Annotated in this window: 13 protein-coding genes; all 13 read left to right on the forward strand. The window is 37.1% G+C overall.

What is annotated here, in order from left to right; genetic code table 11:
- Entirely contained in the window at nt 1-807 is an 807-nt protein-coding gene (gene pstB / locus D1B17_RS03650) for a phosphate ABC transporter ATP-binding protein PstB (protein WP_120142985.1), read from the forward strand.
- Between the two features lie 11 nt (nt 808-818).
- Nucleotides 819-1,577 (forward strand): phosphate ABC transporter ATP-binding protein PstB, encoded by a 759-nt coding sequence (gene pstB, locus D1B17_RS03655; RefSeq protein WP_120142984.1) that lies wholly within the window; start codon nt 819-821, stop codon nt 1,575-1,577.
- A gap of 10 nt (nt 1,578-1,587) precedes the next feature.
- Entirely contained in the window at nt 1,588-2,280 is a 693-nt protein-coding gene (gene phoU, locus D1B17_RS03660; protein WP_120142983.1) for a phosphate signaling complex protein PhoU, read from the forward strand.
- A 54-nt stretch (nt 2,281-2,334) separates the two neighbouring features.
- Nucleotides 2,335-2,592, forward strand: coding sequence for a PspC domain-containing protein (locus tag D1B17_RS03665; RefSeq protein WP_120142982.1), 258 nt, complete (start codon nt 2,335-2,337; stop codon nt 2,590-2,592).
- 29 nt (nt 2,593-2,621) lie between these two features.
- Nucleotides 2,622-2,987 carry a phage holin family protein gene (locus tag D1B17_RS03670; protein ID WP_120142981.1) on the forward strand — a complete coding sequence of 122 codons (366 nt, stop codon included), beginning with the start codon at nt 2,622-2,624 and terminating at the stop codon, nt 2,985-2,987.
- Between the two features lie 614 nt (nt 2,988-3,601).
- Nucleotides 3,602-4,561 (forward strand): HPr(Ser) kinase/phosphatase, encoded by a 960-nt coding sequence (gene hprK / locus D1B17_RS03675; RefSeq protein WP_120142979.1) that lies wholly within the window; start codon nt 3,602-3,604, stop codon nt 4,559-4,561.
- Nucleotides 4,561-5,376, forward strand: a complete 816-nt coding sequence (gene lgt, locus D1B17_RS03680; protein ID WP_120142978.1) for a prolipoprotein diacylglyceryl transferase — start codon at nt 4,561-4,563, stop codon at nt 5,374-5,376. Before hprK ends, lgt begins: the two co-directional genes overlap by 1 nt.
- Before the next feature lie 64 nt (nt 5,377-5,440).
- Entirely contained in the window at nt 5,441-6,382 is a 942-nt protein-coding gene (gene trxB / locus D1B17_RS03685) for a thioredoxin-disulfide reductase (protein WP_120142977.1), read from the forward strand.
- A 184-nt stretch (nt 6,383-6,566) separates the two neighbouring features.
- On the forward strand, nt 6,567-6,818 hold the full coding sequence (locus tag D1B17_RS03690) for a helix-turn-helix domain-containing protein (protein WP_120142976.1): 252 nt from the start codon (nt 6,567-6,569) through the stop codon (nt 6,816-6,818).
- 135 nt (nt 6,819-6,953) lie between these two features.
- A complete protein-coding gene (locus D1B17_RS03695) occupies nt 6,954-8,672 on the forward strand; it encodes a phospho-sugar mutase (RefSeq protein WP_120142975.1) in 1,719 nt (572 codons plus the stop codon).
- Between the two features lie 391 nt (nt 8,673-9,063).
- On the forward strand, nt 9,064-10,353 hold the full coding sequence (locus D1B17_RS03700) for an alkaline phosphatase family protein (RefSeq protein ID WP_120142974.1): 1,290 nt from the start codon (nt 9,064-9,066) through the stop codon (nt 10,351-10,353).
- 15 nt (nt 10,354-10,368) lie between these two features.
- Entirely contained in the window at nt 10,369-11,613 is a 1,245-nt protein-coding gene (locus D1B17_RS03705) for an MFS transporter (protein WP_120142973.1), read from the forward strand.
- 144 nt (nt 11,614-11,757) lie between these two features.
- Nucleotides 11,758-13,767 (forward strand): excinuclease ABC subunit UvrB, encoded by a 2,010-nt coding sequence (gene uvrB, locus D1B17_RS03710; protein WP_120142972.1) that lies wholly within the window; start codon nt 11,758-11,760, stop codon nt 13,765-13,767.
- Nucleotides 13,768-13,769 lie beyond the last annotated feature (2 nt).

The raw sequence follows: 13,769 nt of genomic DNA on the forward strand, positions 1-13,769 counted from the left end.
ATGGATACACAAACTGATCAACAATACATCCTTCATTTGAATGAGGATGAGCATGAAATTGCCATGAAGACAAAAGATCTACAAGTTTTCTACGGTGAAAAAGAGGCAATGCATAAAGCATCGCTTCAATTTGAAAGATATAAAATCACATCCTTGATCGGTGCTTCAGGTTCTGGTAAGTCAACTTACTTGAGATCTTTGAATCGTATGAACGACAATATACCTGGCGCATCGGTCAAAGGACAGATCATGTACCGAGGATTAGATATCAATAAAGATAATGTCGATATTTATGAAGTTCGAAAGCATATTGGGATGGTATTTCAACGTCCTAATCCATTTTCGAAATCAATTTATGACAACATTACCTTTGCTTTAAAACGTCATGGTTTGCATGACAAAAAGAAATTAGATGAAATTGTTGAGACAACTTTAAAACAAGCCTCACTTTGGGACCAAGTTAAAGATGATCTTAACAAAAGTGCATTAGCGCTCTCTGGGGGTCAACAACAAAGACTTTGTATTGCTCGAGCAATTGCGATGAAACCGGATATTTTATTGATGGATGAACCAGCAAGTGCTCTAGATCCAATCTCAACGTCAAATGTTGAAGAAACAATGTTGAATTTGAAGGATAAATTTACCATTATTATCGTCACACACAACATGCAGCAAGCAGCTAGAATCAGCGATTACACCGCATTTTTCCACATGGGACATGCAGTAGAATTTAATGAAACTAGAAAAATCTTCACTCGTCCTCATATTAAGACAACTGAAGATTACGTTTCTGGACACTTTGGATAGGAGCCCTAAAATTGGCAGAAAAAATTTTAACATCTTCTGATGTACATTTGTTTTATGGTAAGAAAGAAGCATTGAAGGGGATTAACCTCGACTTTAATAAAAATGAAATCACAGCTTTGATTGGACCATCTGGATGTGGTAAGTCAACATATCTTAGATGTTTAAATCGAATGAACGACTTAATTCCAAACGTAACGATAACGGGAACGATTTCTTTGGATGGGAAAAACATCTATGCGCCCAATATTGATACGGTTGAACTGAGAAAACAAGTTGGAATGGTTTTCCAACAACCTAACCCATTTCCTTTTTCAATTTATGATAATGTAGTATATGGATTAAGATTAGCTGGTGTAAAAGATAAAGCTGTACTGGATGAAGCTGTTGAGACTAGTTTACAAAATGCTGCTGTTTGGGATGATGTAAAGGATAAATTACATCAAAGCGCCTTATCCTTATCTGGTGGACAGCAACAAAGAGTATGTATTGCTAGAGTTTTAGCAGTGAAACCTGATATTATTTTATTAGACGAACCAACTTCAGCTTTGGACCCTATTTCATCTTCTAAGGTTGAAGATACAATGTTAGCTTTACGTGAGGATTATACGATCATTACTGTTACACACAATATGCAACAGGCATCACGTATATCTGATCAAACTGCTTTCTTCCTCAACGGGGAATTAATTGAAGCGGATAAAACGAAGAATATTTTCTTAAATCCAAAGGAAAAACAGACGGAAGATTATATTTCCGGAAAATTCGGTTAGGAGAAAAAAGATGCGTACAACGTTTGAAGAGCAATTAAATAATTTACATTTACGCTTCTCAGAAATGGGTATGATGGCCAGTGAAGCCATTATGAAATCAGTTAAGGCCTACGTTGACCATGACAAGGCCTTAGCTAAAGAAGTCATTAAAAATGACCACATTATCAATAAACGCGAAATGGATCTTGAAAAAGAATCATTTGAAATGATTGCGTTACAACAGCCTGTTACTTCTGATCTGCGAATGATCGTAACAGTTTTGAAAGCCAGTTCTGATCTTGAAAGAATGGGTGATCATGCCGTCAGTATCGCTCAGGAAACAATTCGTGTTAAAGGTGAAACAAGAATTCCTGAAATTGAGAAGTTAATTGCCGATATGGGAGAAATTACAACTAGTATCGTTGAAGATTCCCTTGAGGCTTACTTGAAGCGTGACAGTAAGATGGCTGAAGAAGTCGCTAGCCGTGACGTGAAAGAGCATTATTTGAGTGCAAAAATCAATAAGATGAGCATTTCAGAAATGAAAAAAGAAGGGGACTACGTTTTAAGTGGATCCTCGTACATGTTAGTTTCCAGTTATTTGGAACGTGCCGGTGACTATGCAACCAATATTTGTGAATGGGTTGTTTACTTGAACACTGGACATGTGGTAGAACTGAATCAGAAGCATGTTGCAGATGATGAATATCCTAATAAGGGATAATTGATAAATCTGTAAATATGTAGTATATTTTTGAACAAGTTGAGGTGATAATATATGAAAAATAGAATCACAAGATCCAGTACCGATAGGATGCTTGCCGGCGTTTGTGGCGGTTTAGGTGAGCACTTTGGAGTGGACTCAACTTGGATACGCCTAGCTTTCATCTTTTTGTTACCATTTACTTATTTCTTGCCAGTCTTGGTATATGTAGTTTGTGTCTTTTCTTTTCCAGAGAAACGCAATATTCAAGAGACAAGTTATCATCGTAGTAGAAGACATTTGAAAGCAACGGGTTCGAAAAAATATTACTGATTCAAAAGAGAGTTAAATGAGGGTATAAAATGAAGTTTTTAATCAGATTGGTGATACAAACGTTATTGTTTTTAGCAATTGCGCGTTTATTACCAGGTATGTTTCAAATTGATAGTTTAGCGACAGCCATACTAGCTAGTTTGGTTTTAGTATTCTTAAACTGGACCATCAAACCATTGTTACATATCATTTCTCTACCGATTACATTTATAACGTTTGGATTATTTTCATTTGTTATCAATGCAATTACCTTAGAATTAACTTCGGTAGTGGTAGGATCAGCAAGTTTTCACTTTAATGGCTTTGGTTCAGCCCTTGTGGTTGCAGTCATTTTAGCAATTTGCAATTCTATTATTAATAGCTATACTATGGATAATTTTCAAAGACGCGTCTAGGGCGCGTTTTTTTGTTTTGTTGTTGTATTGTGTTGAAGGATGCCGCCTCAGGTTGCTTGCGACAAAGCCTGCTGTGGGACCGTCTTGAGCCAAGGTCTCAAGACTCGATTTTGAACTTCGAGAAAAGCGCTCGAATTTCAAAACACGTCCTGTGGAGTAAGAGCTAAAGCTCTAACTCCACTGTTACTGCTGGCTTTGTCGCAAGCAACCTGAGGCTAGGTTCTTTAAAAAATGCTTGGTTTCTTGGTTATGCTACAATGTATTACTTCTTTTGAAGTATATCTGTGTATAAAGTGAAATTTATTGATAATAGATTGATAAAATCGTTTATAATTTAAAATTTTATAGTCAGAAATACTTTAGTCGGAAGAGCTGGGAGAATTAATCTGCTGTGAAAGTGGTGTTAGGACGGCGATTTTTGCCGTTCTTACAGCACCGGGCGTGTTTGGAGACTTGCTTGCAAGGCTTCAAACCGAGGGACGAGACCTTGGCTCGGCCCGGTCCGCATAGCAGATTAATTCTTCCAGCTCTGGAGATGGCAGTTATAGAACGGTTTCAACCGCAACTTTTTAATGCTAAAATTGGTATAAAAATAGATTTGGTGAGGGTTGGCTATGACAAATTTTGTTACTGTATCGCAAATGGTTAAAGATAATGAATTAAAGGTTTATAATGATGAAGCTTTAATGGACGGCAAGAAGATTACTACAAGTGATATTTCACGTCCTGGTATCGAATTGACTGGCTATTTTGACTACTATCCAAGTGAACGTATTCAATTATTTGGACAAACTGAATCAGCATATTCACGTTCAATGACTGAAAATAATCGTTATAAAGTTATGTTGGAATTGTGTCGTGAAGATACGCCTACATTATTGATTTCACGTAACATTCAACCTAGTAAAGAATTATTGAAGGCTGCTAGTGAACATAATGTTCCTGTTATTGGCTCAGAGTTACCTACAACTAGACTTTCCAGTATGATTACTGAATATTTGGATGAAAGATTAGCTCCTAGAGAGTCGATTCATGGTGTCTTAGTTGATGTTTATGGTATTGGAATTTTACTAACTGGTCATTCTGGTATTGGTAAAAGTGAAACTGCTTTGGAACTTGTTAAACGTGGACATCGTTTGATTGCTGATGATCGTGTTGATGTCTATCAACGTGATGAAAAGACGATTGTTGGTGAAGCACCCAAGATTTTGAACCATTTATTGGAAATTCGTGGAATTGGAATTATCGATGTGATGAATCTCTTTGGTGCCGGTGCGGTTCGTTCGCAAAGTGAAATTCAATTGATCATTAATTTGGAAAATTGGTCTGCCGATAAGAACTATGACCGTATTGGAACTTTGGAAGATAAGCGTACATTCTTTGATGTAGATGTTCCACAAATTACAGTTCCGGTTAAAGTTGGTCGTAATATTTCCATTATTATCGAAGTAGCTGCCATGAATTATCGTGCTAAGAAGATGGGTTATGATGCTACTAAGAAGTTTGAAGATAACTTGGGTCTTTTGATTAAAGAAAATGAAGAAAAAACAAAGAATGATGGAGAAGGCAAGTAATGAATTTTGAGTTGTTGGCATTAAATCCAATTGCGTTGGATCTTGGGGGATTGCAGATTCATTGGTACGGTATCATCATTGCTATGGGTGCCTTAGTCGGTGTCATTATGGCGATGCGTGAGGCAAAAAGAAGACATATTGATCCAGACAATATTTTGGATTTGGTCTTGTACGGTGTGCCAATTGCTTTAGTTGGAGCAAGATTGTATTATGTGATTTTTGAATTGCCGTTTTATTTAGCTAATCCAGGCGAAATCATCAAAATTTGGCACGGTGGGATTGCTATTTATGGTGGATTGATTGCAGCATTTATCGTTTTGCTAGTTCTTTGCCATAAACGTAAGATTTCACCATGGTTAATGCTAGATATTGCTGCACCATCAGTTCTTTTAGGCCAAATTGTTGGTCGCTGGGGTAATTTTATGAATCAAGAAGCCTTTGGTGCCAAGACTTCTTTGGATTTCTTACAGTCATTACATATTCCACACTTTATTATTGAACAGATGTATATCAATGGAGCTTATCGTCAACCCACATTTTTATATGAGTCAGTCGGTAATTTGATAGGCTTGGTTTTGATTTTAGTATTGAGAAATCGTAAGCATTTGTTAAAACGTGGCGAAGTATTCTTAAGTTATTTAATTTGGTATCCGGCTGTGAGATTTTTTGTAGAAGGAATGCGAACTGATAGTTTGTATATTTTACCCGGTGTCAGAGTTTCACAAGTTTTATCGTTGATTTTATTCGTGGTAGCTATTGCCGTGTTTATTTATCGCCGGAAGAAACAAAGTGAACCTTGGTATAATGAATTGTGAGCAATTTAATTGCTAAGTTAGAAATAAATGGTAAGATTTGTTGAGTAATAGGAGGTAATCGACGATGAAAACATATGATGTAGTAGTTATTGGAGCTGGACCTGGTGGTTTGACGGCCGCTTTGTACGCTTCACGTGCTAACTTATCAGTAATGATTCTCGATCGTGGTATCTACGGTGGTCAAATGAATAACACCGCTGCGATTGAAAACTATCCTGGATTTGATTCAATTCTCGGTCCAGACTTGAGTGAAAAGATGTATCAATCTTCAACTCAATTTGGGGCAGACTTTGGCTATGGTGCCGTCGAATCTGTTGAGGATAAAGGGAATGTTAAAATCATCCATACTGATGATGGCGACTACGAAACAAAAGTTGTAATCATTGCAACTGGTTCACAATATAAGAAGATTGGCGTACCTGGCGAGGATGAACTTTCAGGACGCGGTGTTTCTTACTGTGCCGTCTGTGATGGTGCGTTCTTTAAGGGACAAGACGTTGCCGTTATTGGTGGTGGCGATTCTGCCGTTGAAGAAGGTATTTATTTAACACAATTAGCTAAATCTGTAACAATTATTCACCGTCGTGATCAACTACGTGCTCAAAAGATTTTGCAAGATCGTGCATTTAAGAATGATAAGATTAAGTTTGTTTGGAATGCTGATGTTAAAGAAATCGTGAGCGAAGATGACAAAGTAGCTGGTGTCAGATACATTGACAAAGAAACTGGTGAAGAACATGTTGTACCTGCTAAGGGTGCCTTTATCTACGTTGGTATCGATCCAATGACAACACCATTCAAGAGTTTAGGTATTCTTGATGAAGCTGGCTGGATCAATACTAATGAACATATGGAAACGAAAGTACCTGGCATTTTGGCAGTTGGTGACGTTAGAAAGAAAGATCTTCGTCAAATCGCTACTGCAGTTGGTGAAGGTGGTATTGCTGGACAACAAGCATTCAGTTATATCCAAGAACTTTCCGATGATAAGGTTTCAACTAAATAAAGTTAATAGTTAAAAATTGAGGATTATATGAACGGTAATTATACCAGTTCATATAATCCTTTTTTATTTATAAAATTATGACTAAATAGTTAAAAATAGAAAAAATTATTAGTGCATTTTGGTTCCATTTTGTACATGTTTAAACATATAATAGGGTTAATAAAAATGATAGGAAGTGATTCTTATGCGTGAAGTCGCAGATAACAAATTCAACCAATTAATGCATGAATCAGGTTTTAACATTGCGAAAAATTTGAAGGAGCTTAGAAGAGAACGTAACGTTACTCAAAAAGAAGTTGCTCAACATTTGAACATTGATGTGACGACGCTATCCCATTATGAAACGGGGATTCGGATGCCAGATATTGATACGCTGATTGCCTTAGCAAAATACTACGATACCGACATTAATAGGATCATCAGTAGTGAAACATAATAATTTGAAAATTTGACTGAATGATTTTAAGAATATTTTAAAGATTTATTGTTAAAGTTATGAAATCAAATTTTAATAGTACTGCATGATTGCTATAATGATTGTAAGTACTTACAAATTAGGAGGACAAAGTTAATGTCTTGGCAAGATAATATGCAACAATGGCTCGATTATAAAGATTTGGATCCAGATATGAAAGAGCAACTAGATGAGATAAAACAAGATGATAAAGTAGCTGAAGAAGCATTTTATGCACCAATGGAATTTGGTACTGCTGGTATGCGTGGTCTAATTGGTCCTGGTATTAATCGCATGAATATTTACACTGTTCGTCAAGCGACAGAAGGGTTAGCTTCATTTATGGATACTTTGGATGACAAAGTAAAAGCACAAGGTGTCGCTATTAGTTATGACTCACGTTACTATTCTCAAGATTTTGCTTATGAATCAGCTAAAGTTTTAGGGGCTCACAACATTCACAGTTATGTGTTTGACAGCTTGAGACCTACTCCTGAATTATCTTTTGCTGTAAGAAGCCTACATACATATGCCGGTATTATGATTACAGCTAGCCATAATCCTAAACAATACAATGGTTTCAAAATTTATGGTCCAGACGGCGGACAAATGCCACCAGCTGAATCAGACAACATTACTAGTTTTGCTCGTAAAGCTAGTGATCTCTTCGCTATCAAAGTAAAGGCCGTGCCCAAACTACGTGCTGAAAAATTATTAACTTTGATTGGTGAAGATGTTGATTTAAATTATATGAAGAATCTCGAAACAGTTATCGTAAATCCTAAGTTGATCGAAGATATCGGTGACAAGATGAAATTTGTTTATTCACCACTTCATGGAACAGGTAAGATGATTGCTCCACGTATTTTCCAACAACTTGGATTTAAGAATTTCAATATGGTAACTGAACAGGCCATCCTTGACCCAGAGTTTGCGACAACTCCATTCCCTAATCCAGAATTTGCCCAAACTTTTGACCTCGCTATCGAACGTGGCAAAAAGATTGGCGCTAATATCTTAATTGCAACTGATCCTGATGCCGATAGATTAGGGGCAGCGGTTAGACAACCTGATGGCTCTTATAAATTAATGACGGGTAATCAAATTGCCTCAGTCCTTTTAAACTACTTGTTACAAGCTAAAAAGGGCTTAGGAGATTTACCTACTAACGGAGCGGTTGTGAAGTCAATCGTATCTTCGGAATTGGCTACAGCAATTGCTGATAAATATGACATTAAGATGTTCGATGTTTTGACAGGATTCAAATATATTGCTGAAAAGATCGAACAATTTGAAGAAACTGGTAGTAACGAATTCCTCTTCGGTTTTGAAGAAAGTTATGGATATCTAGTTAAACCATTTGTTCGTGATAAAGATGCTATGCAATCAACACTTTTGTTGGCTGAAGCTGCAGCATATTACGAATCAAAATGTAAAACAATCTATGATGCACTAGAAGACCTTTATAAGGAATTCGGTTATTATCGTGAAAAGACGATTTCGAAGACTTTTGCTGGTATTTCAGGAAAAGATAAGATGGCTCAAATCATGAAGACCCTTCGTGAAGAGGGAATCGATGAAATTAACGGCGTTAAAGTTGTCGAATCAATTGATTACCTAAACAATACAGATACAACAGCTGCGGGTACTAAAGAAACAGGCTTACCAAAAGCAAATGTTTTGAAGTATGTTCTAGCTGATGATACATGGGTAGCTGCCAGACCATCAGGTACAGAACCTAAGATGAAATTCTATATCGGTATAAAGAGCGATACAGAAGATGGCGCTGCTAAGAAATTAGATGAATTTGCTAAAGAAATCGAAGGTTGGGAATAATTAATTCTTAACTTTAATCAATGAGCATTCTCAGTAATGAGGATGCTTTTTTGTTGTCTACGAATATGAAAAATATTTATTGGCGGTGTTTAAGAATATCAATTGAACAGAAACACTAGTCGGAAGTCAGAGGCATGGAAACTCGCAGTGAAGGTAGAGTAAGAGCTTCGGCTCTTACTCTACGTACGTATTTTGAGATTCGCGAACCTTGCGAAGCTCAAAATCGAGCCTTGAGACCTTGGCTCAAGGCGGTCCCACAGCGAGTATTCCATGCTTGTGACTGGAGACGGCAACCCCAAAATAGAGTTAAAATTCAAATATTGTCGTCAACAAGAAAATTATATCTGCGATATAATAATTTCATGTAGTTTGTGAAAAGGGGAAAATCAAATTGCCGACAAATCAACATTTAGTTATCATTTCACTCGATTCATTAGGATTTCGAGATATTAATGAACATCAATCAGAATTACCTACTTTAAATAAATTAGTTAACGGTGGTACTTGGGTCAAAGAGGTTAGGGGAATTTATCCAACTTTGACTTATCCATCACATACCACCATTATTACTGGTCAGTATCCCAGTGTACATGGAATTATTAACAATACTAAAATTCAACCAGACCGACAGTCACCGGATTGGTACTGGTATCAAAAAGATGTCAAGGTGCCTACGCTTTATGATTTAGCTCGTAAGCAAGGCTTAACAACAGCGGCGTTTTTATGGCCCGTTACAGCTGGTAGCAAAATTAACTATAATTTGGCAGAAATTTTTCCTAATCGAATTTGGACAAATCAAGTTTTAGTTTCATTACGTGCTAGTTCACCATTGTTTATTTTGGAAATGAATCAAAAATACGGTAAATTACGTAATGGTATCAAGCAACCAGAGCTAGATGATTTTATTACTGCCTGTACAGTCGATACAATCAAACGTAAGAAGCCTAATTTGACGCTCCTACATTTGGTTGATATGGACAGTATGCGTCACCGTTATGGCGTTCGTTCTGATGAGGCCATGGAGGCGTTACATCGATTAGATAACCATGTGGCGCAGGTGATTGATGCCACCAAAGCTGCTGGAACTTTTGAAGATACTAACTTTGTTATTTTAGGGGATCATTATCAAATCAACGTTGATAAGATGATTCATTTGAATACTTTATTTGCTAAGCGGGGCTGGTTAACGGCTCGTCCTGATCAGACCTTTAAGAAGGATTGGCGGGTAATGGCCAAAACTTGTGATGGCTGTACGTACATTTATACACGTAATTTTGAGCAAATCGACCGATTGAAAGATGTTATTTCAGGTGTTGAAGGTGTCGAAAAAATTTATGATAAAGCGGACGCAATTGAACGTGGAGCAGATTCTGAATGTACATTGATGGTTGAAGCAAAAGCTGGTTATTATTTCACTGATGAGAGTGATCGTGCCAATGCTGTGGAAAAAGTTTTACCAGAAATGATGGGTGATGCTGACCGTTATCAAGGTGTTCATGGTTATGACCCTGAAAAACCAGGTTATAAGACGACCTTGATTTTTAACGGACCGATGATTAAACAAAATAAGACGGTCGCAAGGGCTAATTTGGTTGATGAAGCCCCAACCTTTGCCAAGTTGTTAGGTTTAGAATTCCCTGAACCATTGGCAGGTTCAGCCATTGATGAGGTATTTCTTTAGAATTGAGGGGAATTTATGAAATTTAATAAAAAACAATGGAGTTGGATTTTCTATGATTGGGCTAACTCTGGTTATGGAATTATTGTTACAACGGCAGTTTTGCCAGTGTACTTCAAGTCAGTTGCACAAAATGCCGGCGTTACACAAGCAAATGCTACGGCATATTGGGGTTATGCTAATAGTTTTGGAACATTGATTGTTTCGATTTTGGCACCCGTTTTGGGAGCATTGGCCGATTATCCACATCATAAAAAGCGCCTGTTAAGCATTTTTTCATTCTTAGGTATCGTTATGACGCTGGGACTAGCCATTTTACCTCCAAGCCAGTGGCAACTGTTGATAGCGGTGTATATCTTGTCGATAATTGGTTATTCAGGTGGAAATTTGTTTTATGATAGCTTTTTGACTGATGTTGCCGATAATGCCAAAATGGATTCCTTGTCGTCAAATGGTTATGCTTATGGATATTTAGGCGGCGTTTTGGCTTTTTTACTCTTTTTAGTTTTACAATTGACGAGTGGTTTTGGCATGTTATCGAGTTATGGCGTTGCACGAGTTAGTTTTTTGTTAGCAGCTATTTGGTGGATAATTTTCTTTATTCCATTATTAAAAAATGTCCGTCAAGTTTACTCATTACCAGAAAATCCGCATCCCATCACATCTAGTTTTAAGCGTGTTTGGGCAACCATGACACATTTACGAAAGTATAAGGCGGCCGCATGGTTTTTAGTAGCGTATTTCTTTTATATCGATGGAGTCGATACTATCTTTACAATGGCTACTTCTATCGGAATGGATATGGGTATTACGACCACAACTTTGATGATTGTCTTACTAGTAGTGCAATTGGTAGCTTTTCCATTTTCAATTTTGTATGGATGGATAGCTAACCATTTTTCAGCACGAAAAGGAATTTTGTTAGCGATTATTTTGTACTTCGGAATCTGCCTATACGCTTTAAAATTGAATACAACAGTAGATTTCTGGATATTAGCTGTTTTAGTCGGAACTAGCCAAGGTGGAATTCAAGCCTTGAGTCGCTCATACTTTGGTAAATTGATTCCTAAAGAATCGGGCAGTGAATTTTTCGGATTTTATAATATTTTAGGAAAATTTTCAGCCGTTATGGGACCAATTTTAGTTGGGGTGGTAACTCAAATCACAGGTAAATCGACTGTCGGGGCAGCTTCGTTGAGTATTTTGTTCTTGATTGGTTTAGCCATTTTTCTAATGTTGCCTCGATTAACAATGGAAAAGTAGGGTGTATCAATCGTAAGTAAATATATAGCGAAAATATGTTCGCTATGGTAATATAGAGCCAGCGAAATAAGTCGGTATTAATTACATCTAATTCAATTTTAATTAGATGTATTTTTTAGCTTAAATGAGGGGGTAAGTGAGTCCGTGATAGATAGGATTACTGATAATAAATTTGATTTAGTTTCAAAGTACGCTCCGGCGGGAGATCAAGCACAAGCGATTAATACAATCACCAAAGATTTTCAAGCTGGTGATAAAGAAGTTATTTTGGAAGGTGCTACTGGTACTGGTAAAACTTTCACGATGGCAAATGTTATTAAGAATTTGAATAAGCCAACACTTATCATTTCACATAATAAGACGTTGGCTGGCCAGTTGTATGGTGAAATGAAAGAATTTTTCCCTAACAATGCGGTTGAATATTTTGTCAGTTATTATGACTATTACCAACCTGAAGCTTATGTACCTTCAAGTGATACTTATATTGAAAAAGATTCAAGTATTAATGATGAAATTGATAAGCTCCGTCACTCGGCAACTAGTTCACTTTTGGAACGTAATGATGTGATCGTTGTGGCATCAGTTTCATGTATTTTCGGTTTAGGTGATCCGCGAGAATACGCTGATAGCATTATTTCCTTGCGTGTGGGTCAACAAATTGCTCGAGATAAATTGTTAGAAGAATTAGTTGAAAATCAATTTGAACGCAATGATATTGACTTCCAACGTGGTAGATTTCGTGTTCGTGGGGATGTTGTGGATATCTTCCCAGCCTCACGAGACGATAATGCTATTCGTGTGGAGTTTTTCGGTGATGAGATTGATCGAATTATTGAAATGGATGCTTTGACTGGTGAGGTTAAAGGTTCAATGGACCATATTGGAATTTTTCCAGCCACTCACTTTATGATTAGTGACTCTAAGATGGATCAAGCACTTGACCGCATTAAAAATGAGATGGATGTTCAAGTAGAGAAGTTTACAAAAGAAGGTAAGTTACTTGAGGCTCAACGAATCAAGCAACGGACCGAGTATGATATTGAAATGATGCGTGAAATGGGTTATACCTCTGGTATTGAAAACTATTCACGTCATATGGAAGGCCGTGCTGAAGGTGAACCACCATTTACTTTGCTTGATTTCTTCCCCAAAGATTTCAATATTATGATTGATGAGTCTCACGTTACAATGCCACAAATTCGTGGGATGTATAATGGTGACCGTGCTAGAAAACAACAATTGGTTGATTATGGGTTCCGTTTGCCAAGTGCTTTGGATAACCGTCCATTAAAGTTAGATGAGTTTGAAAAACATGTTAACCGTATCCTGTATGTCTCGGCGACACCGGGACCTTATGAATTGGAAAGAACAGATCATAAGGCGGAACAAATTATTCGTCCAACAGGCTTGCTTGATCCTAAAATTGAAGTTCGACCAATTATGGGTCAGATCGACGATTTGGTTGGTGAAATTAACGACCGCATTGAAAAACATGAACGTGTCTTTGTGACGACATTGACTAAAAAGATGGCTGAGGATTTGACGGATTATTTTAAAGATTTAGGTATAAAAGTCCGTTACTTACATAGTGATATCAAAACTTTGGAGCGAACGAAGATTATTCGTGATCTACGATTAGGTAAATTTGATGTTCTGATCGGAATCAATTTGTTACGTGAAGGTATTGATGTACCAGAAGTTTCTTTGATTGCCATTTTAGATGCCGACAAGGAAGGCTTTTTGCGTGCTGAACGTTCCTTGGTTCAGATTATCGGTCGTGCTTCAAGAAATGAGCATGGGAAAGTTATCATGTATGCTGATTCAGTGACTGATTCGATGAAGGGGGCTATTGATGCAACAGCTCGTCGTCGTAAATTGCAGATGAAGTTTAATGAAGAACATGGTATTACACCAACGACAATCGTTAAACCGATTAGGGATGCCATTTCAATGTTCCAGAAGGTTGATAATACTTCATCAGAGACTGAAAAGATCGATGATGAAATTGACTTTAAGGATATGACGAAGAAGGAACAAAAAGAATTGTTGGCTAATTTGCAAGAACAAATGGAAAGTGCGGCTAAGAAACTTGATTTCGAGGCGGCTGCCAATTTACGTGATTCGATTTTGGAATTAAAGGCGGAAATGAAATAAAT

It is taken from the genome of Companilactobacillus zhachilii (assembly GCF_003606365.2).
GTDB lineage: Bacteria > Bacillota > Bacilli > Lactobacillales > Lactobacillaceae > Companilactobacillus > Companilactobacillus zhachilii.